This is a genomic window from Actinomadura violacea (assembly GCF_017573465.1).
In the GTDB taxonomy this organism is placed as follows: domain Bacteria; phylum Actinomycetota; class Actinomycetes; order Streptosporangiales; family Streptosporangiaceae; genus Spirillospora; species Spirillospora violacea.
Genome location: NZ_JAGEPF010000032.1, coordinates 12,319 through 31,158, shown reverse-complemented (window position 1 = coordinate 31,158; position 18,840 = coordinate 12,319). Strand labels below are relative to the sequence as shown.

The 18,840-nt window shown below is 70.0% G+C and carries 24 protein-coding genes; 22 read left to right on the top strand and 2 right to left on the bottom strand.

Annotation, left to right across the window (positions count from 1 at the left end; translation table 11 throughout):
• The first annotated feature begins 91 nt into the window (after positions 1-91).
• From J4709_RS41335 to J4709_RS41240, 20 genes are all read left to right on the top strand, one after another.
• The gene (locus tag J4709_RS41335) at positions 92-550 is read left to right on the top strand and encodes a hypothetical protein (protein ID WP_208250245.1); all 459 of its coding nucleotides are present in this window, start codon (positions 92-94) and stop codon (positions 548-550) included.
• Between the two features lie 65 nt (positions 551-615).
• Positions 616-999: a hypothetical protein gene (locus J4709_RS41330; RefSeq protein ID WP_208250243.1), complete on the top strand. Its 384-nt coding sequence runs from the start codon at positions 616-618 to the stop codon at positions 997-999.
• A 61-nt stretch (positions 1,000-1,060) separates the two neighbouring features.
• The gene (locus J4709_RS41325; protein WP_208250241.1) at positions 1,061-1,459 is read left to right on the top strand and encodes a hypothetical protein; all 399 of its coding nucleotides are present in this window, start codon (positions 1,061-1,063) and stop codon (positions 1,457-1,459) included.
• Positions 1,456-2,223, top strand: a complete 768-nt coding sequence (locus J4709_RS41320) for a hypothetical protein (protein ID WP_208250239.1) — start codon at positions 1,456-1,458, stop codon at positions 2,221-2,223. The genes J4709_RS41325 and J4709_RS41320 overlap by 4 nt, the downstream gene beginning before the upstream one ends.
• 154 nt (positions 2,224-2,377) lie before the next feature.
• Positions 2,378-2,674, top strand: a complete 297-nt coding sequence (locus tag J4709_RS41315; RefSeq protein ID WP_208250237.1) for a hypothetical protein — start codon at positions 2,378-2,380, stop codon at positions 2,672-2,674.
• 566 nt (positions 2,675-3,240) lie between these two features.
• The gene (locus J4709_RS41310) at positions 3,241-3,864 is read left to right on the top strand and encodes a GNAT family N-acetyltransferase (RefSeq protein ID WP_208250235.1); all 624 of its coding nucleotides are present in this window, start codon (positions 3,241-3,243) and stop codon (positions 3,862-3,864) included.
• Positions 3,865-3,957: 93 nt separating this feature from the next.
• Positions 3,958-4,239, top strand: a complete 282-nt coding sequence (locus J4709_RS41305) for a hypothetical protein (protein ID WP_208250232.1) — start codon at positions 3,958-3,960, stop codon at positions 4,237-4,239.
• Positions 4,240-4,684: 445 nt separating this feature from the next.
• On the top strand, positions 4,685-4,930 hold the full coding sequence (locus J4709_RS41300) for a hypothetical protein (RefSeq protein WP_208250230.1): 246 nt from the start codon (positions 4,685-4,687) through the stop codon (positions 4,928-4,930).
• A 442-nt stretch (positions 4,931-5,372) separates the two neighbouring features.
• Complete coding sequence (locus J4709_RS41295; protein ID WP_208250229.1) at positions 5,373-6,254, top strand: DUF2637 domain-containing protein; 882 nt, start codon at positions 5,373-5,375, stop codon at positions 6,252-6,254.
• Positions 6,251-6,481: a hypothetical protein gene (locus tag J4709_RS41290; protein WP_208250227.1), complete on the top strand. Its 231-nt coding sequence runs from the start codon at positions 6,251-6,253 to the stop codon at positions 6,479-6,481. The genes J4709_RS41295 and J4709_RS41290 overlap by 4 nt, the downstream gene beginning before the upstream one ends.
• Entirely contained in the window at positions 6,481-6,705 is a 225-nt protein-coding gene (locus J4709_RS41285; protein ID WP_208250225.1) for a hypothetical protein, read from the top strand. The genes J4709_RS41290 and J4709_RS41285 overlap by 1 nt, the downstream gene beginning before the upstream one ends.
• A 254-nt stretch (positions 6,706-6,959) precedes the next feature.
• On the top strand, positions 6,960-7,319 hold the full coding sequence (locus tag J4709_RS41280; RefSeq protein WP_208250223.1) for a hypothetical protein: 360 nt from the start codon (positions 6,960-6,962) through the stop codon (positions 7,317-7,319).
• A 20-nt stretch (positions 7,320-7,339) separates the two neighbouring features.
• Positions 7,340-7,807 (top strand): hypothetical protein, encoded by a 468-nt coding sequence (locus J4709_RS41275; RefSeq protein ID WP_208250221.1) that lies wholly within the window; start codon positions 7,340-7,342, stop codon positions 7,805-7,807.
• A complete protein-coding gene (locus J4709_RS41270; RefSeq protein WP_208250211.1) occupies positions 7,807-8,781 on the top strand; it encodes a hypothetical protein in 975 nt (324 codons plus the stop codon). The genes J4709_RS41275 and J4709_RS41270 overlap by 1 nt, the downstream gene beginning before the upstream one ends.
• Before the next feature lie 29 nt (positions 8,782-8,810).
• Complete coding sequence (locus tag J4709_RS41265) at positions 8,811-10,799, top strand: hypothetical protein (protein WP_208250208.1); 1,989 nt, start codon at positions 8,811-8,813, stop codon at positions 10,797-10,799.
• A gap of 24 nt (positions 10,800-10,823) precedes the next feature.
• The gene (locus J4709_RS41260) at positions 10,824-11,132 is read left to right on the top strand and encodes a hypothetical protein (protein ID WP_208250206.1); all 309 of its coding nucleotides are present in this window, start codon (positions 10,824-10,826) and stop codon (positions 11,130-11,132) included.
• Positions 11,133-11,265: 133 nt separating this feature from the next.
• Positions 11,266-12,315, top strand: a complete 1,050-nt coding sequence (locus tag J4709_RS41255) for a tyrosine-type recombinase/integrase (protein ID WP_208250204.1) — start codon at positions 11,266-11,268, stop codon at positions 12,313-12,315.
• Between the two features lie 74 nt (positions 12,316-12,389).
• A complete protein-coding gene (locus tag J4709_RS41250; protein WP_208250202.1) occupies positions 12,390-13,001 on the top strand; it encodes a recombinase family protein in 612 nt (203 codons plus the stop codon).
• Positions 13,002-13,232: 231 nt separating this feature from the next.
• A complete protein-coding gene (locus tag J4709_RS41245; protein ID WP_208250200.1) occupies positions 13,233-13,655 on the top strand; it encodes a hypothetical protein in 423 nt (140 codons plus the stop codon).
• 464 nt (positions 13,656-14,119) lie between these two features.
• Positions 14,120-15,787, top strand: a complete 1,668-nt coding sequence (locus tag J4709_RS41240) for a TROVE domain-containing protein (protein WP_208250198.1) — start codon at positions 14,120-14,122, stop codon at positions 15,785-15,787.
• Positions 15,788-15,898: 111 nt separating this feature from the next.
• Here J4709_RS41240 and J4709_RS41235 read toward each other — a convergent pair whose 3' ends face one another.
• Entirely contained in the window at positions 15,899-16,390 is a 492-nt protein-coding gene (locus tag J4709_RS41235; RefSeq protein ID WP_208250196.1) for a hypothetical protein, read from the bottom strand.
• A gap of 176 nt (positions 16,391-16,566) precedes the next feature.
• Here J4709_RS41235 and J4709_RS41230 point away from each other — a divergent pair, with 176 nt between their 5' ends.
• The gene (locus tag J4709_RS41230; RefSeq protein ID WP_208250194.1) at positions 16,567-16,965 is read left to right on the top strand and encodes a hypothetical protein; all 399 of its coding nucleotides are present in this window, start codon (positions 16,567-16,569) and stop codon (positions 16,963-16,965) included.
• Between the two features lie 92 nt (positions 16,966-17,057).
• A complete protein-coding gene (locus tag J4709_RS41225; protein WP_208250191.1) occupies positions 17,058-17,372 on the top strand; it encodes a hypothetical protein in 315 nt (104 codons plus the stop codon).
• Between the two features lie 170 nt (positions 17,373-17,542).
• Here the strand turns inward: J4709_RS41225 and J4709_RS41220 are convergent, their stop codons facing one another.
• Positions 17,543-18,649, bottom strand: a complete 1,107-nt coding sequence (locus tag J4709_RS41220) for a cytochrome P450 (RefSeq protein ID WP_208250189.1) — start codon at positions 18,647-18,649, stop codon at positions 17,543-17,545.
• Positions 18,650-18,840 lie beyond the last annotated feature (191 nt).

Genomic DNA, 18,840 nt, shown 5'->3' with positions numbered 1-18,840 from the left:
TGCCATAGATTCGGTTCTGCAAGGCAAGCACCCCCCAGAAAGGCCATCCCTCCCTATGAACCTGTGCCTGGAGTGCAACACGGACTGCCCGGTGGGCGTCCTGCACCCGCGCTGCGAAGCCGGCTACCTGGCCCGCCTGCGCAAGGAGACGGTCCTGTCCGGTGACATGGACGGCGAGCCCGCGGCGACCATCGTCCGCCAGGTCTCCACCCCGGACCTCAAGCCGGGTGACCTGGTCATCCACTACGGCATGCACATCCGCGTTCCGGAGTGGCCCTGCATCTGGCAGCACAAGGGCAGCACCGTCTACGGATGGCTCGGCGAGATCGAGAACCTCAAGGAGGTTCTCTTGGCCGGTTGTGTCCCCATCTCTTTCCTGCGCCGCACGCAGTGGGTGGAGGGCGAAGGCTGGGTCTCCGCCATCGAGAACACGTGGTCCATCCAGGGCAACGAGCTGGCTTCCTGGTACGTCGAGGAGCCCACCGGCGGGCCCGAGTCCGCCCAGCCGGCCATAGAGCCGCCCGTGGACGCCGATCACATCACGACCTGACCCTTCTTGCCGGGGGCCGGAACCGGCCCCCGGCCCTTCCCCGAAAGGGCTTACCAATGTCCTGCGTGAACTCCGGCATCGTCGCCTACGGGTACGACCTCGGCGGCGGGACCACGGGATGGAAGGTCAGGGAAGTCGACGCCGTCGGCCTGACCGTCGCCTGGGCCGAGGACGCCGACGCCAGCGACAGCTTGGAGGACCTCATGCCCTCCGCGCGCCACCTCGGGGTCGAGCTACAGCCCTACGGCGACGACGAGGAGCAGCAGCAGTACCTCCTGGTCACTCGGGTCTTCATCATCCACCAGACCGAGGTGCTCGACTTGACCGCCCTCACCGAGCCCCACGACTACCCGGCGTGGGACGAGGCACTGCGTCAGGCCCTCGAACTGGTCGAGCTCACCCCCATCCAGCGCCAGCCGGCCTGGCTGGGCTGCTCGGCCTTCAGTTGATCGTGCGGCCGGGGCCGCTCCAGGCGACCCCGGCCCCTCCCTCTCCGGAAAGAAGTCACTCATGTCTGATCTGAACTCTGCGATCATCGCCTACGGCTATGACCTCGGCGGTGCAGTTACCCGGTGGAAGGTGCACGAGGTCGACGCCAGTGGAGTACTAACGGTGCCGTGGGCACAGGACCCCGACCCGGATGACTACCTAGAAGACCGGATGCCTCTGGACGGGACGGCCGGGGTCAGTGTGCTCCGGTATGGCGACGACGAGGACCCTCAGTCCATTCTGGCGGCCAAGTGGGTCCGGATCGGTTCCGCGGAGGTCTTTGACCTGGCCCTCCTCCCCAAGCCGCACCACTATGCGGTCTGGGACAGGCGTTTGGACCAGGCACTGAAGCTCGCCGGCCTGACTCCGCTCCAGCGGCACCCGGCCTGGCTCGCCTGCTCGATCAACCGGTCCTCATGAGCGAGAACGCTACTGCGGCCCAGGAGGCTCCCCGCGGGTATCGTCCCGCCCCCCTCGACCGCACCCACGAGCACAACGCCCTGGCGGAAGTCGCCGTCGCCTTCGCGGCCGGTCACATGACCCACCGGGTGAAGGTTCCGCGCGGCATGCTGGCGTGCCGGCGGACTGCACGGGGAGCCCGGTGTGCCCTTCTGAATCCCGCCGGTCAGCGGGTCGCGGTCGGCGGCATGAGGGGCGGCGAACTGACCGACTTCTCAAGGACCATCGCCGAAGCCCTTGCCTGCGCTCCGGCTGACGCACCAGACAGCTCCCGTCCGGACATCGCCCCCTGGTCAGTCGGCCATGTGATGAAGATGCGCCGCAACGGCAGGTGCCCGCAGCCGCGCATGGACGGCTCCATCCGGATGGGCGTGCCGGGCGCATACGCCACCGTTCAGCACGCCGCCGTGTCGGCCGCTGCGGACGGCGGCTCGTTCGTCAGGCTGGCCCTTGAGGGGCCTTGGGACACGCGCCGGGCAGCGCGAGTCGCTGATGCGATGCTGCGGGACCTGGCGCCGGAGGCTCGACACCTGACCTACACCACCGAGCCGCGGGGTTGGCATCGAGGCGGCATCTTCGTGAGCAAGCGGGGCGGCGGGCAGTACGACGGGGCCTCGACAGCGTTCTGTTCCTGCGGCTGGAGCTATCTCGCCGGCGACAGAGCCGATGCCCGCTGGACGGCGAAGTGGCATCGCGACCATCCGAACGCCTGCCGGGTCGAGTAGGCGTCCCTGCTCGCGGGGCCGGCTCGGGCACTTCCACCCTCTCAGACAATCCCAAGTTTTTCTTGACATGATTATTAGATTGCCATAGTGTGGATGTTGTGACCGGGACAGCAGGTCACCCCTCCCCTTCCCCACGCGAGTTGCGAGGTTCACCATGTCTGAGCTGGCCATCGGCGAGATCGGCGTCTACCGCGGCTCTCTGGACTACTACCACGGCATCTTGTTCACGGTCGCGTCCAGCTACGGCGACCACTGCGACCTCGCGTACGAGGACGAGCCCGGCGAGGTCGTGCTCCGCAACGCCCACTCTTCCTCCCTGCAGATCATCGACAAGGCCGACTTCCTGGTGAGCATCTGCAAGGTCTGCGGCGACGGCCCGATGTGGCACATCCGCGACGAGCCCAAGGAGTGCCCGACGTGCCAGCGGTCGGGCATCCGCACCCTCCTCTGATCCATCCAGCGGCCCGGTCCGGTGAGCCCCCGGACCGGGCCGCCCAAGGAGTCGACAATGCCTCCCCGTCCTCCCATCGCCGCTCCCGCAACGGTTGAGGTGACACCGGCTGGCCTCCAGATCGTCGTGTGCAACCTCCCTCCGGGGACGGCACTCAAGGTCCATCACCCTGCCCCCATCGGCATGACTCGCTACTACGAGGCCGCGCAGCCGGCTGACCGGCTCATCGCAGCTGTCCCCGCGGACCCGGCGGCGGTCGGGTGGGGAACCCGGTACCAGCGGTACGCCCGGCTCGGCACGGTACGCAACGGACGGCACCGCGATGACCGGCCCGTGTGGGATGCGGCGGTCCGGCTTCTCAGGCCCGGCGGCGTCGCCGTGGTGGAGCTGGAGCAGCGGTCCCGGTACGGGCGAGCGGAGTGGCGCGCCGCCCGTGTCCTGCGGCTGGACATGGGAATCACAGTTGCCACGAGCTGGCTGGCCTGCGGCGTTCTCACGGCAGATACCGCTTCTTGACGAGGGCCAGGCCGCAAGCGAGGATCGGCACACTCCGGAGGAGGCCGCGCATGACGTCCCAGTCCCAGCCGACCCCGCTTGTCCGCGCTGCCCAAGGCACCGACGCTGGCGCGATCGCGGCGGTGCTCGCCCGCGCGTTCGACGACGACCCGGTATGGAGCTGGATCCTGCCTGATGAGGGGTCCCGCGTCCGCCGGCTGACCGGCGTGTTCAGCATCCTGCTGCGCGGCGTGCACCTGCGGCACGAGGGCACCGAGGCCGCCGGGCGTGAAGGACAGGTGGAGGCGGCCGCGCTATGGGATCCGCCTGGACGTTGGCGCGTACCTCTGCGCGCGCAGGCTTCCCACGCCTTGCCGCTGATCCGTTCTTTCGGCATACGGTTGCCGGCGGCGCTACGCGCCCTCGGCGAGATCGAGAAGCACCACCCGCCGGAACCGCACTGGTATCTGGCGGTCCTCGGCACCGACCCGCCCGCGCAGGGCAACGGGCTCGGCGGGGCACTGCTGCGCTCGCGCATCGAGCGGTGCGACGCCGCGGGGATCCCCGCCTACTTGGAATCGTCCAACCCCGCCAACATCCCGTTCTACACAGGTTTCGGCTTCAAGGTGACCAGGGACTTGACGATGCCGGGTTCCTGTCCGCCGGTTCAGCTCATGTGGCGGAATCCGCAATAGCTCGCCCGAGGGGTTCCACGCGCCCGGCGACTCTGGCGGCCGCCCGTGCGAGCATTTGCCGAACACCCCAAACAGCGCAGGAGCCGCACGACCATGGGAAGCCAGATCATCCGTCAGCCGGACGGCAGGTTCGCGGTGTTCTGCAGGAACACCAACACCATCACGGTGTATGACGCGAGCGAGAACGAGGTCGTCGAGTACTTCGCTGAGGCCGCCGCCGAGGCTGCGCGCGAGGACGTACGACGCAAGCTCAAGCACGTCGCGGTCGGCGAACCAGGCCGCGTCTACTTCCAGCACACCCTGACCTGGGACGAAGCGCTTGCCAGCGATCGCGAGCACGGCGGCGAGGTGTCGGAGCGCTTCAGCGCGGACTAGGCCTGCTCAGGATCGTCCACGCGCGGGGGCCGCGGCGGCAGCTCATTGGTCTCGTGCGCGCAGTACCGCAGCCAGGCTTCGTAGTGGCTGTTCATGTTCCAGCCAGGGCCGAGTCGCTGCACGCCCCGGGCAACCCGCTCGAATAGCTGCCGGTCGGGTCGCAGCGAAGGCCGCCACTTCTTGAGGTGGCGGTCTGCCCTGTTCCGCCGGTGCTTTTCTGCCATGTCACCGGGGATCGTCTCATGGTCGATTGCGGGCCGTAAACGACCGGCGTACCCTGCTAGGAGTGGTGGGCCGTCCACCACTCTGGCAGCCGGAGCTTCGAGCCCCGGAAAACGACGAGGCCCTCACCGCATCAGGCCTAGGAAACCTGCGGTGAGGGCCTCGACCGGCACCCGCAAGCGGAGGCCGGCCAGGCCAAGCCTTCCGACGAAAGGCGTGACCCATGGGTGAGAGTACCCGCCGCTTCGGGGCCCGCGTGCCTTCAGTGCAGCCCGCCCCCGACCCGACTCCGCTCCGGACCCGGCAGGAGTCGGGATTCCTGGTGCTGATGTTCGGAGCGATGGCCGTCGTCGCCGTCGCCGGAATCGCCACCTACGGCTCTCCTTACGTGGTCGCCGCGGCTCTGGCCGCCTCCGTGTCCTGCGCGGAGACATGGTCGATGCTCGCCAGGCGCAGCCCGACTCTCTGACGCCCCGCCTTCCCTCCTCTCGGCCGCGCACATGGGCCGCCTCCTCACATGCTCGGAGGTCGGCCGACTGCGGTCCGCTCGCCCCCGGCAAATGACCCGACAGGGATTCCCCATGACGACCCCGGCAGCCGCCGACCTGCCCGCCTCAGCTTGGTCCGACCCGCCCCGCCCCGACCCGACCGGAGACGTCCAGGGGCCTCACCCCGACGCGGCTTCTCGGCCCCCGCTCGCCTCACCCGCGGAGCCCGACCCGACCCGCCCCGCCCCGCCTGGTCACCGCCCCGCCCCGGACGCGGAAAGGGGCGGGGCCCGCCGGGTACTTCTCCGCCGCACCCGCCCCGCCCCGTACAGCCCCCGACCCGACCAGGAAGCGGGATGGGGGAAGCCGGGGCGGCCACACTCACGCCAGCCCCGGCCCAACCCGGCCGACCGACGGGACTGGGTGGTCGACCTGGGGATCGCGGTCGGCGGCGTGGCCGCGATCGTCGCGTCGTTCACCACGCTGCGACACCTGGGCACCTACACCGGCTGGGGCCGGCTCGACTGGCTCCTTCCGACCACGCTGGACACTTTCGTGATCACCACGACGCGCGTGTGGCAGTCCCAGCGGACCAAGTCGGCGAAGGTCCGCCGGTTCGCGGCCGGCAACGCTATCGGCGCGATCGCGCTTTCGCTCGCAGGCAACGCCGTCTACCACGCGATCCACGCGGGTGCCTGGGTACCTGGCCGGTACCTTTGGCTGCTGGTCGTGCTGGTTTCCAGCATCCCCCCGATCGCAATCGGGCTGATCTCGCACCTGGCCGTGTTGCGCGGTCGAGACGGCGAGTTCGCTGCGGCAGAAGCGGCGAAGAAGGCGCCCAGCCCCGCCCCGACTCCGTCCCGCCCCGACCTCGGCGCCACGACCCGCCCGCCTTCGACAGGACCCGCCCCGACCGCATCCTCTGTACCCGACCCGACGCTCCCCGACCCGACCACGCCCGACCCGAACGAGGGTCGCCCCGCCTGCTCCCGCCCCGACTCGGACGAGCCCGACTCGCCGGACACCGGCCCGCCCGACCCCGACTCGTCCAAGGCCGACTCGTCCAAGGCCGACTCGAAGGACGGCGGGAAGAGGCGCCCCGCTCCTGCCCCGACCGGGATGGGCGAGGACGACCCGCTCCTCTCCAAGGCCATCGCCTACGCTGCCGACCACTTCAGCCGGACGGGCCGCAAGATCGGGGCCGAGCCGCTCGCCACGCACTTCGGGATCGGGACCAAGCGATCTCGGCTGCTACGGGACGCCGTGCACGGCATCCGTGAGGTCGAGCCGGGGACGGACTCGTGACGGCCCGGCGGTTGCTGCTGACCCTCAAGCGTCGCGGTGAGCGAGTCGGGGCTCCGGTGACGGTCGAGGCCGACCCGGACGATTCCGACTGGATCCGTGACCATCTGGTCACATTCGTGGAGCGCGAAGGGTTCAACGCCACCCGAATCGGCGAGTTCACCCTGACGATCGAGGACGCCCCCCGGGGCCTACCGATCGTCTACGCCACGACCGGGAGGACCCGCTGATGGGCCGCCTTCGCAGAAGAGACCTGGTCCCCTACCGCCGCGACGACATGTACATGGCCCGGATCAGGGAGGCCACGACGTGGCGAAGCCGGCTCGGTCACGCCGTCGACTACCTCAAGGCTGCGCTCGACGCTCACCCCGACCAGGCAGACAAGGCCGCCGAAGAGGCCGCGTACACCCTCGCCGACCTCGCACGAACCATCAGCTTCGGAAACCGCGAATGACCACCCACAGTGACGCCTGGCAGCGCAGGCACGAAGAGCAAGAGCAAGAGGCAATGCCGTTCGTCCCCATCCTCGGGGAGCCCAACGCGCAGGCGCGACGCGCGTGCGTGCGCGCGCGAGAGGACGCTACCACGACCGCCACCACTCAGGGTGACGGTGTACTGGGCGCGCCCGCACCCCGATGGGTGTCCCGCGCTGCCCGGACACTCGGCAAGCAGCCGCCGATAGCGTCCCCGCCGCCGACTGTGCAGGCCATGTCCGATCGCGTTGACGAACGCGTCGACGCGCACGAGGCGCCACTGCCGCGGCTGGCGGTCTGGCTCGGCTGGTATCTGGCATGCGCGATCTGCTGCGCCGCGCTCGCGCCCGCCTACCTGGCGCACCTGCCGTACGGAGGCGGCCCCCTCGGCTCGCTCGGCGAGCTCGCCGCCCGCGTCCACCAGGCGGCCCGGCGACAGCCGACCGGGGCCGCGGCTGCCGTCTACTACGCCGCCGGCGCTGTCTGCGTCGTCGTCTGCGCCGCCGCCTACGCCGTGGTGTACGCGGTCCAGTACCCCGCCCTCCTGGTGCTGCTGGCGTTCTGCGGCAGCGTCGCCTGGCTCACCACCCTCTGACCTCGAAGGAACAGATCGTCATGAATGGACTCGTCGCCGCTGGAACGACGGCCGGGGCCGCGACCACCGGCGCGATGGCCTTCTCCATCCGTTGGGCGTTGACGCAGAAGCGGATCCTGCCGACCGTCCGACTGGTCATGATGCTCACCGTCGGCATATGTGCCTCGGTCGCGTTCGGCACCTGGGTCGTCCAGGGGTTCGCGCTTCTCCGCGAGTTCGGCGGCGACAACCTCACTGAGGGCACGGCCGGCCTGATCGTCGCGATCCCTGCCGTGGCCGTGCTGATCAGCGGGATCTTCACGCTGCACAGCCTCCACCCCAAGAACAAGCCGCAGGTTCGTGACGAGTGGGCCGCGTTCATCCTGCCGCTGGCGTTCGTCGTCGGTATCGGCGGTGCGCTCGGCGCGGTAGGCGACAGCCTCATCGACGGCGGCAGCGACATGGCCGTGAACATCGCCGTCCGGATGGTCGGCGGGACGTCCCGCTGATGGACCGGACTGCGGCGGCCGTGCTCGCGGTCGCGTTCACGGCCTGGCTGGGATGGACCGGCTACGTCCACTCCGAGGAGTGGGTCAAGACCGCCCGGCGGTGGCGCGCGGGGATGACCAGCGACGGGTACGCCAAATGGGCCCGCGATCACGACGGCGAGTTCGCCGAGGTGGTGCTGTCCGCCGCGGCGACCGTCGCCCGGCTGGCGAACCGCGCCGCGGGGGCATTCAGCTCCTTCGCCGGCCGTCGCACCCCCCGGCCCGACCCCGCGGTGGATGACATGGCAGATGACCCCACCATCGACGCCGATGAGCAGGACCACGACGCGCAGGACGTCGACGAACAGCACGACGGCCCGCAGGACATCCCGGCCGCCCCCGACTCAGGCACCGGCACCAGACCCGACCCGGCGGCCGAGCCGCCCCGCACCGGCCCGCCTCCGGAAACGTCACCCCGCTCCGCCCAGGCCCCCGCCCCCGTTCCCTTTGGAGAACCGATGGCTAACACCGAACGACCGAAGAACGGCGAGATCATCGGTCTCCGCGCAGTCCTCGCGGGCTGGGCCCGCCTCATCGCCTCCGGTGAGAATGATCGCGCCCAGGCCGACCATGTCGCCTCGTCGGCGCGCAAGCTCACCGACTCCTCCGAGGCGCTCTGCGACCAGATCAACTCGACGCTGACGGTGCTGGGCCAGCTGGAGGCCGCGTGCTACCGGCACAGCCTGGAGCCTGCCGCGCTGACCCGTGTTCACGAGGCCATGGAAGCGGCCGGCGCAGCGCTCACCGCCCAGCGCCGCGCCCACAACGCCGTGGGTGCCGCCTCAAGCAGCATGCGCACCGCAGCATCCGCGCACGCAGCGGCGATCGCGGCCTTCCGGGCGGCGCTGGATCACCTCAACCGCACCCACCGGCTCAAGGCCGAGGTCGAGGCCTCGACTGGTGCTCGCTCCGACCGCGACTTCGGCACCAGCTGACCTCGCCCACCAGGAAGGAGACCGTACTCATGGGCAAGCGGACCAGTCGGGCGATCACGGAGATGCAGGAAGAGATGGAGTTGCTGCGCGCTCAGGTCGCCGCGCATGCCCAGAGCACACCGCCCGCGCCCCACTTCGGCCACGACACCCGCGGCCTCGATGGTCAGCGGCCGACCCGGTTCAGGCCGCGCACGTTCCGGCATCGTAAGCACCTCGCACCGCTGGGGCTGATGGGGGGTCTGCATGCCGCCGCAGCGGTCGCGCACGCCACCGCGACCGCGCCGGCGCTTGTCGCTGGCGTCGCCGCGAGCGCCGGCCTGACCTGGTGGGGACTGCGCGGGCGTCACCGTCTCGACCGCGCCCCTGAGCGGCTGTATGGCGCGGCCGTGTGGGCTGCCGCGATCACATGGACCGCAGCCGCGACCGACACCGGGGTGACCGCGGTGGACAGCGCTCTGTGGACCGCCGGCGCGGCGTTGGCCGTCCCGTGGTGGGTGCACCATCGGGTACGTCCCCGCTCGGCCGATCCCGCCGAGTCCGCGGTGGGGTGGGACGAGGAGGTCCGGCAGGTCTGGGCGGCGCGTGTCGCCTGCCCGCAAGGGCCTCTGCCGGCGTCGCGGCTGCTGGAGCTGGCGGAGACTCCCGGTGGCTGGCGGGGCGTCATCGAACTCCACGACGGCACTTCCGACACCGCCCAGGCCCGCGTGAAGGACATCGGCGCCCGGCTGCGGCTGCGCGCCGACCAGCTGTCGATCGAGCCGCACCCCCGCGGCCTGCACCTGGCGGTCATCCTGGTGCAGCCCGACAACCCGCTGCAGCAGGTCCGGCGCTGGGACGGCCCGACACTGGACGTCGGCACCGGCGTCTCGCAGATCGGCATCTACAGCGACCTGGCGGCCGTCCCGTACCGGCACTGGCGACGCGGCCACGGCCCCGTCCACACCCTCATCGCCGGCACCACCGACGCGGGCAAGTCGGCACTGGTGAAGATGCTGCTCGCCGAGGAGCGGCACTCCGGGCTCGTGGTGTCGTGGCTGATCGACCCGCAGCGCGGCCAGTCCTACTCGGGCTGGAAGAAGTCCGTGCCGAAGTTCGCCGGCACCATCCCGGAGGCGCGCAAGCTGCTGTTCGAGGCGCGGGCCCGCATGTACGCCCGCAACGAGCTGCTGTCGAGCCTTGAATGGATTGACGAGCGAAGCCGCCTGATCGAGGGCGTGGAGGAGTTCACGCCGGGCGACCCCCGGCACGGCCTACCCCTGATCGCTATCACGATCGACGAGGCGCAGGTGATCCTCGCTGATGCGATCTGCTGCGCCCTGGTCGAGGAGATCATCGCTATGTCCCGCAAATGCGGGCTGAAGTTCCGGCTGATCACGCAGGTGCCGCTACAGGGGTCGCTGGGCGACTCCCAGCAGATCAAGGACGCCGTCGCCTCTGGGAACGTGGTGGTACTGCGCACGGCTAACGCGTTGTCGGGCGGGGCCGCGTTCAACGGAGCAATGCCGGTCGACCCCGTGCTGCTGCCGAAGGAGTGGCCGGACGGGACGTCCACATCCGGGCTGGGGTTCGCGTTCGCGCCGGGCGCCGACCGGCCCACAACGATGCGGACGCTGCTGCCGGTCGACGCCTACGGCTGGTCGCAGTCGGGGCACCCCGCCGTCCCCGACGACGTGGTGGGGGAGATCCCCGAGCTGGACGAGGACGGGGTGCCGGTGCCGCCCCGACTCGAAACCGGTGCCCCCACCGCCGCCACGACGGGGGAGGCGCAGACCACCGCGAAGCCACGGGCCCGCGAGCGGGTCCTAGCGCTGTTCGCCGACGGAGCCACCCGCACGGCGATCGAGGTCAAGCAGTACTTCTACGGGCTGCCCGAGGACGAGCAGATCGCCGGCCGCACGGTCGTGCTCGCGTTGCAGCAGCTCACCGAGGCCGGGCTCCTGAACCACAAGGAGCGCGGCCCCTACCAGATCAGCGACGCCGGACGTGACGCACTGACGTCCCAGATGGCCGCGGCCTAAACGACCGAGGAGAACACAATGATCATGAACACCGTTGAGCGGATGCCCGGCCACCGTCCCGTCCCGCGCCCGCGCCCGCCGGCGCGGCGCCCGGTCCAGCCAGCGAAGGCATGGGACGACGTCGACCGGACGCTCCTGGCGACCGTGGCGGACCACGCGCTCACCCTGGAGAAGATCGCGGCTGCGGCGGCCTGGTCGCCGTGCCTGGTGAAGGACCAGCTGATCGCCTACGCCGCACGCGGCCTGGTGACCAAGGACGGGCAGTCCGGCCGGTACGCGCTCACGCCCGCCGGCCGGAACCGGCTCGCGAACCTGAACGCAACCCCTGCGTGAAGGAGGAGCCTGCGCGGCCGGCGAGAAGCAGCCGCCGCCGATCGCTCTCCGTAACGCTGTTCTAAGCGCCCAGCCGCCCCAGAAGGTAACTCGACAGAATGCCAATTCCCATCAGTCACATGATCATTTCGGGATGTCCGTGATGACCGAAGCGCTCCCCCGCTCCGGCGCCGTGCCGCTGGTGCGGGGCCCCGCCGGGCTTCTCCTGGGCGCCGTCCCCGACCCCTGCCCGGTCACGACCTACATCGAGTCTCTCGACTCGGCCGAGTCGCGCCGCACCATGCGCGAGCGTCTGGTCCACATCGCCGCTCTCGTGATCCCCACGGCCGAGGGCGAGGCCCCTCCCCCACCCGAGCAACTCGCATGGTGGAAGCTGCGGTTCGACCACACCCAGAAGATCCGTACCGCGCTGCGCGAGCAGACCCGCCCAGACGGCGACCCGTGGTCCCCCGCCTACGTCAATCAGCACATCGTGGCGTTGCGGTGCACACTGCGGTTTTGTCGCCGGCACGGGCTGATGAGCGCCGATGATCACGAGGCCGCCGCCGACATCGAGCCGGTCAAGGGCCATCGAGAGCCCACCGGCCGCGCCGTCGGCGCCGACGAGTTCACCAAGCTTCTGCAGGCCTGCCTCGCCGACGACGACAACCCTGCCGCGGGGGTCCGCGACGCCGCGATGTTCGCGGTGATGCACGCGACCGGGATCCGTCGCTCGGAGGTCGTCAGTCTCCGCCGCTCCCACTACGACGCTGCGCTGCGAACGCTGCTGATCGTCGGGAAGGGCAACAAGGAACGCACCGTCTACCTCCATGCCCGCGCCGCCGAATGGCTCAACGCCTGGCTCGCGCTGGTCCCGCCCGGCACCGGCCCGCTGTTCCGGCCCGTCCACTGGTCCGGAGCCATCCAGAACCGGCCGCTGAAGCGCAGCTCGATCAACTACCGGCTGGAAGTCCGCTGCGCCCAGGCGAGGGTCGCGGTCTTCACCCCGCACGACCTGCGCCGCACGTTCATCTCCAACTTCCTGGCGATCGGCGGTGACCTCCCGCTCGCGCAGCGGCAGGCCGGCCACGCCAACGTCGCCACCACCGCCCGCTACGACCGCCGCGACGACACCGCGCTCCAGGAGACCGTGGAGATGCTGCCGCTGCCGACCCCGGCGGATGTCCACGCGCTCGCCGCCTAACCCGATCAAGCCCGCGCGAACGGGCCCTTCCACGACAATGGCGCTACGGCGCCCCGAAACACGTAAGGACGATCATGAGCACCGTCATCTACCTGCGTACCGCCGACGGCTCGCACAACGACCTGGAGCGCGCCGAGGAGGCGTGCCGCGCGCTCGCCGCCCGCCGCGGCTGGGACGTCGCGCACGTCTACCGGGACGTCGCCAGCGGCATGGATAACCACCGACCCGACTACGTCCGCGTGCAGGAGGCGATCGAGGGCGGCGAGGTCACCAGGCTGATCACGGCGTCGCCGGAAATGCTGACCCGCGACCACGCCGAGCGCCGGCGACTGGCGCAGCTCGCCGACGAGCACGGCGTCAAGCTGTACGGCGTGTGGGGCGACATGTCGCTGATGGGCGCCTCCCTGACCGACGTGGACGCCGCCATGGGCGGCCGCGTGGCGGTGAAGCACGTCGACGAGCCCGGCGATGAGCGCGTGGAGGTCTGGGTGATGCTTCTGTTCGGCGACTCCGCCGAGCTGGTGTTCGGCAACCGTACGTCCGAGAACCCGCTCCGGGTGCCGGCCGCCGACATCGTTCGAGACACCGGCTTGGCGAAGGAGGACCTCCCTGGCGCGCGACTCACCGCGGTGGTGACCGAGGACCCCGAGCACGGGCAGCGCGTCACCGCCTACCGGCGCCTCTGACCCGCTCCCCTATCGAGCTGCCCTTCCCACGGCCCGCCGCCCTCTGTCGTAGGTGGCGGGCCGTTCCACGTGCCGGCTCCCCTTCTCCTAGCCAACCCTTGAAAAGTATTGCGTTACGTCATGCTTTTCGGTAGTGTTTGTGGTGTCGGAACGGCGGGGGTGACAGCCCACCGGACCGGCGGGCCCCGGAATCTGCCGGTGGCCCTTGACAACTCCAGAGAGGGCTTCCACATGGAAGACGACTTCGCGGGCAAGGGGCGTGAGGACTTCCTCAGCTCGACCCAGATGGTGTGGGAGATGCTGCGCGCCATCTTCGCCCAGCTCCCGTTCATCATTGGGCTGCCGGACCTCCAGGTCGAGGACGCCGAAAGCGTCAGCGGCGCGTGCGCCGCGCTCCAGCGGGCGCGCGACGAGCTGATCGACGTCCAGCCGATCCCGGCGACCCTCGCGGCGCTGATCACGGAGGGGGCGCTGGAGATCCTCCAGTGCCTCCTGCTGGTCACCCACACCGAGGGGCGTGACCTTCCCGAATGGCACGCGGAACTCTGGTACCGCAGCCTCAACCGGACAGAGGTCATGTGCGGTCGAGCGATGATCGCGCTCAACTCCATCAATGAACTGGCGAACCGCCAGGAAGAGCCCGACCAGGAGTGACGCCAAGCCCCCCGGCACCCAGCCGGGGGGCTTTCCCGTGTGCACCTCGAACTCGCCCCGCCAAGCCCGATCTAGCGTCGTATACAGCTGTCTAGGGTCATGATGACCACAACGCCCCCTATAGAGATGCGTGGGCCGTCCACACCGCCCTACGGTCGGAGGCACGCGTCAGGCCCGGCGCCGGCACGGGTCGAAGCCCATCGGTTATCTCTTCCGTGATTCCTCCGGTGGACGTTCCCACATCCGTGCAGGCACCAGGTCTGACGCGTCCCCGAACGGAGGCCGGGGAGCGGGTCGAAGCCCGTCGGTTATCGATCCCAAACTGGATGGCCAGGTTCGAGTCCTGGCACCGTCTCGTGGCGGTGTGGTGTAGCGGCAGCACGCCAGTCGACAAAGACCCGGCGGACATCCACACATCCGCTCCCCGGCCTTCTCCCCCGCCTGCACCGGCCTGGAGCCAGCTCATGCGTGACCCGCTCGCGTCCCTATCCACCCTCGGTACCCCGCAGAGCCGACCGTTGCCCGGCCGCGAAGCCGACCAGGTCCAGAACGCCGCCGGCGGCTACAGCTTCAAGCTCGATGTGTGGCGGCGCCTGGAGGACTTCGTCATCCTCGGCACCGCTGGCGGCACCTACTACGTGGACGCCACGGCGTTGACGGTCGAGAACGCGGGCGTCGTGCAGGACGCGATCACCCTCGACGGGCCGCGCGCCGTCGCGGTCGCCGAGGCGGTTTCGACCGTACGGCCGCCGCGCGCTCCTTCCAACCGCGGTGCCCTGTTCATCGTGGCCGCGGCGTTCGCCTGGGGCGACCCTGCGACCCGGCAGGCCGCCAAGGCGGCGCTCCCCCGTGTTGCCCGCACCACCGACCATCTCGCGACGTGGTTCGGGTACTACAAGCAACTGTGCGGCTTGTCGTCCGGCCGTGCCGGGAAGCTACGGCCGCGTACGTTCCGGTCGCTACGGACCGCGCTCGCGCACCCGTTCGTCCACGAAGACGTCGAGGCTCTGGCCTACCGGGCGTGCAAGGCGATGCAGCGCCGCACCCCGCAGGGCGAGGAGTTCCACCTACGTGACGTGATGCGCCTCGCGCACCCCGTCGCCGACAGCCCGCAGCGCGCCGCGCTCTTCGGCTGGATCGCCGGCAACGTCGCGGACGCTGACGCCCGCACAATGATCCGCCGGGTCGATGACTTCCTCGTCGCGCAGGCAGCCACGTCAGTGCGCGAGACCCGGAACATGATCGGCACCAGGGACGTGCCGTGGGAGTTCCTGCCAGACCGGTGGCTGACCGAGCCGGAGGTATGGGACGCGCTGATCGACACGGTCGGTGTCACCGCGCTCCTGCGCAACCTCGGTCGCATGACGCGGCTCGGCACCCTGGCGCCCCTGAATGACGCCGTTCGCCGCGTCATCGCGCGGATCACCGACTCCGGGGAGCTCGCCGCAGCCCGCATCCACCCGATGGGCATCTACCTCACCCTCGCCGCCTACAAGGCGGGCAGGACCTCTGCCAGGCCGGGCAAGCAGCCGCAGTACTGGCGGCCTGTCCCAGCGGTCTGCGATGCGCTGGAAGAGGCGTGGGAGCTGTCGTACGGGCACACCGAGCCGTCCGGTCGGCGGCTACTGATCGCCGTAGATGGCAGCTCCTCGATGAGCTGGGACCAGGTCCTCGCCGGTGGTACCCCGATCGGCACGTCCTATCAGGTGGCGTGCACCATGGCGGCGATCATGATGCGCATCGAGCGCGGCCATGCTCACGTCATCGAGGTCACGACCCGGATGCAGCCGTCGAAGGTGTCGGCGCGTACCAGCCTGGCCGAGATCCAGGGGTGGCGGCCGCACGGCGGCGGCACCGACCTGTCCGTCCCGTTCACATGGGCGACATCCGAGCGCGTCGAAGCCGACGGCGTCCTGGTCCTCACCGACAACGAATCGTGGGCCGGCAAGCTGCACGCCTCGCAGGCCCTCGCGGAGTACCGGCGCCGGATCTCCCCCGCTGCGCGGCTCGTCGTCGCGACCCTGAACGCGACTGGTGTCTCTATCGGAGACCCCCGCGACCCCGGCGTGCTGAACGTCGCCGGCTTGGACGTGTCCCTGCCTGCTCTGGCGACTGAGTTCATGCGGCCCTGATCTCCCGTGACCTCCGGGCGTGCTCATCCGTGGCCCGGATAGCGACGGCCCGTCTCCGCGCCTAACCCCCCATTGCCGCGGAGACGGGCCGTCGCGTTTTGTCCTGCCTCGTCATCGGTTCTTCGGCGGCCGTCCCGTCGTGCGGGTCCATCGGCTGTCGAATGCCTTAATGGAGGACACGGTGTAAACGTGCCCGCGGGTCAGCGGCGCGACGGGCCGGGGGAAGTTGAGGCTCGGGGTCGCAGCGAGTGCCACGACGCGTTGCCGCGTGACGCCCAGTAGCTTGGCGGCGCCGGTGTCGTCTACCAGCTCCAGCGGCTCCGGGTGTGCCGCGAGGCGCGCTGCCTCGTCCGCGCGGAGCACCTCGGCTCCGATGACCGTGGCCGTGCCGGGCCAGGCCGAGACCGCGTCGGTGACCGCCTCTACTGCGGCGTTGACGGCGGAGGCCAGGTCAGGGGCTTGGACCGTGACGTTGACTTTGGCGCGGTCATGCTGCGGATCGTGCTGTTCAAGGGTCATGCCCTCGGGCAGGGGCGGCTGAGGATCGGTCTGCGAGGCCGGCCCGGTGATGTTGAGCCTCACGGTTGCGGCCCATGTGTCCATCGGGTCTCTCCTGTCGGTGTTCTTGCTGGTGAGAACACCATACCTCAAAGTGTTGCGTTACGTCATGCTTTCCGGTAGTGTTTGTGGTGTCGGAACGGCGGGGGTGACAGCCCACCGGACCGGCGGGCCCCGGAATCTGCCGGTGGCCCTTGACAACTCCAGAGAGAAGGTACGACGTGGCAGACGAGCACGCCGAAGCCAAGCGGTGGGACGAGCTGACCGATGAGATGGTCGTCGTGTACGGCGTCATCCGGTACGTCCTGTCCTGCCTGCCAGTCCGGATCCACCTCGCGCACTACAACGAGGACTGGGAGCCCGGCGAGGCGATAGCCGCTCTCGTGGCACTCAACCGCGCGCGCCTGGAGCTGGTCCGCGACCAGCCGCTCATAGAGCTGCACAGGGATCTCCTCCAGCAGGCGATCACTGATTGGCTCCTGGCCTTCGACCTGGCCGGACTCTTCCCGCTTGTCGGGGATCCGATCGGTTGGCGGCTGGACGCGCTGGAGCACCTGATCCAGCGAGCGCAGTTCACTGCCGGGAAGGTCGCACTCGACCTGGGCATCGGCGACGAGTAGTGCTCAGGTGCCCCCCGGCAACCAGCCGGGGGGCACCCCCGGTCTCCCACGTCCCCCGCCTCTGGGCCGACCAGAAGAAGGGGAACCCCCTGATGACACTCGACCTCGACCTCGACATGGACGAGCGGACGTTCGACCCCGAGCGAACCCTGTTCGGGCAGGACATCCCGGAGTGCAGCGAGGAGTTCGCGGCAGCGAAGGTGGACGTGTGGTGCACCTGGACCGGCCTCACCAGCGCCGCTCGCCGGCTGCGGCTGAGGACAGGACTGCCGGACAACGCGCCGATCCAGTTGGCGCTGGACCGCGTGAACGATCCTCTTGCTGAGCAAGCGGCGGAGGAGTTCGCGTTGGCCGTCCACCGGTTCGAGGGCGCACGCGTCGCCCTCGGCAAGGCCCGCGAGGAGTGAACAGAGCGAAGCCCCCGGCGTCAGCCCGGGGGCTTTCGCACGCCTGCAGAAAGCGGAGGAGCCGGCGAGGGGGTCCCTCCACATACGTGGAGGGGTGACAGTCCTCACCGGCTCTGACAACTCCGAAGAGCAGGCCCCATCGTACAGCGTGCGGCGTCGCCGGCGCGGGCTCAGGTCCAGGCGACCGGCAGCCGCTCGGGCCGGCGGATCGGCGTTGCATGGTTCCAGGCCACCTCGCCGACGACGCGCAACGCCGGGGTGCGTCGGGTCAACTCCTCCAGGGCGACCGTCAGCTCCAGGCGTGCGAGGTGAGCGCCGAGGCAGAAGTGAGCCCCTGTCCCGAATGCCAGGTGGGGATTCGAGCGGCGGGTCGGGTCGATCCGGTCGGGGTCGGGGAACACCGCGGGGTCGCGGTTGGCGTGGTCGTGGGCGACGACAAGAAGGTCACCAGCCTTGATGGGAACGCCGGCGAGCTCGGTGTCGCGTACGGCGCGGCGTGGTTGCCCGGCGTCGAACCACGAGTTCGGGATCAGGCGGAGCATCTCCTCGACGGTGCCGGGGATGAGGTCCGGGCGGGCGCATATCCGGCTGTACAGCGAGTTGCCGTCATCTCCTTGGATGGTAAGCAGGGCGTAGACGGTGGCGGCGATGGCGGCCGCGGTGGTCTCCCAGCCCGCCACGACGAGGCTGGCGACGAGTAGCGCCGCCTCCATCGGCTGGATTTCGAGACGTTCGGCGTTGGCTACTGCGGCCGACAAGATGTCGTCGGTCGGGTTGTTGTGGCGTTCGGTCATGAGCCGCGCCGCGTACCCCGTCATCTCCGCCATGGCCGTCTGGTTCTCTTCCGCCCGGTTTGGTCCGGTGGACAGGAGCATGTCGCCCCAGACGTGGAACTGCTCGCGCCCTTCCTCGGGGGCACCGACGATCTCGGTGATGGCGTCGAGCGAGACTGGCCACGCCAGGTGCTCGATGAGATCGGCCGGCTCCCCTAAGGCCAACATCGCGTCGAGGTGCCGGCTGACGAGTGCCTCGACTGACGGCCTGAACAGGTCCACCCGCGGCTTGGTGAACTCCCGGTTGACTAGGCTGCGAAGGGCCCTGTGGTGGTCGCCGTCTTGCGTGAGGATGAGAGGCGCGAGCCGCAGGAACGGGCGTACATCGTCGGCGGTGCCACGGGCGAAGGTGGTGTCGTCGCGGTACACCTGGGTGGCCGCAGCGTGGTCACTGACCCACCACGCCCACGAGTCGGCCTGGCCGTCGGGGAGGTCGACCTTCATGACGGGCCGCACCTCGTGCCCGTCCGGGGGCAGTGTTGGAGCGAGCGGGTCTGCGGGGGCGAAGGGGAAGGGGCAGCCCACGCGGGCTGGTTTCACGGCCACGCCGGTCCTCTCGGTTGGGCGGGCCCTCTGCTGCGGTACAAAGAATCGAGTGTCGGCGCTGGCCTGTCAACCCGGCGGCCGCGGGGCCG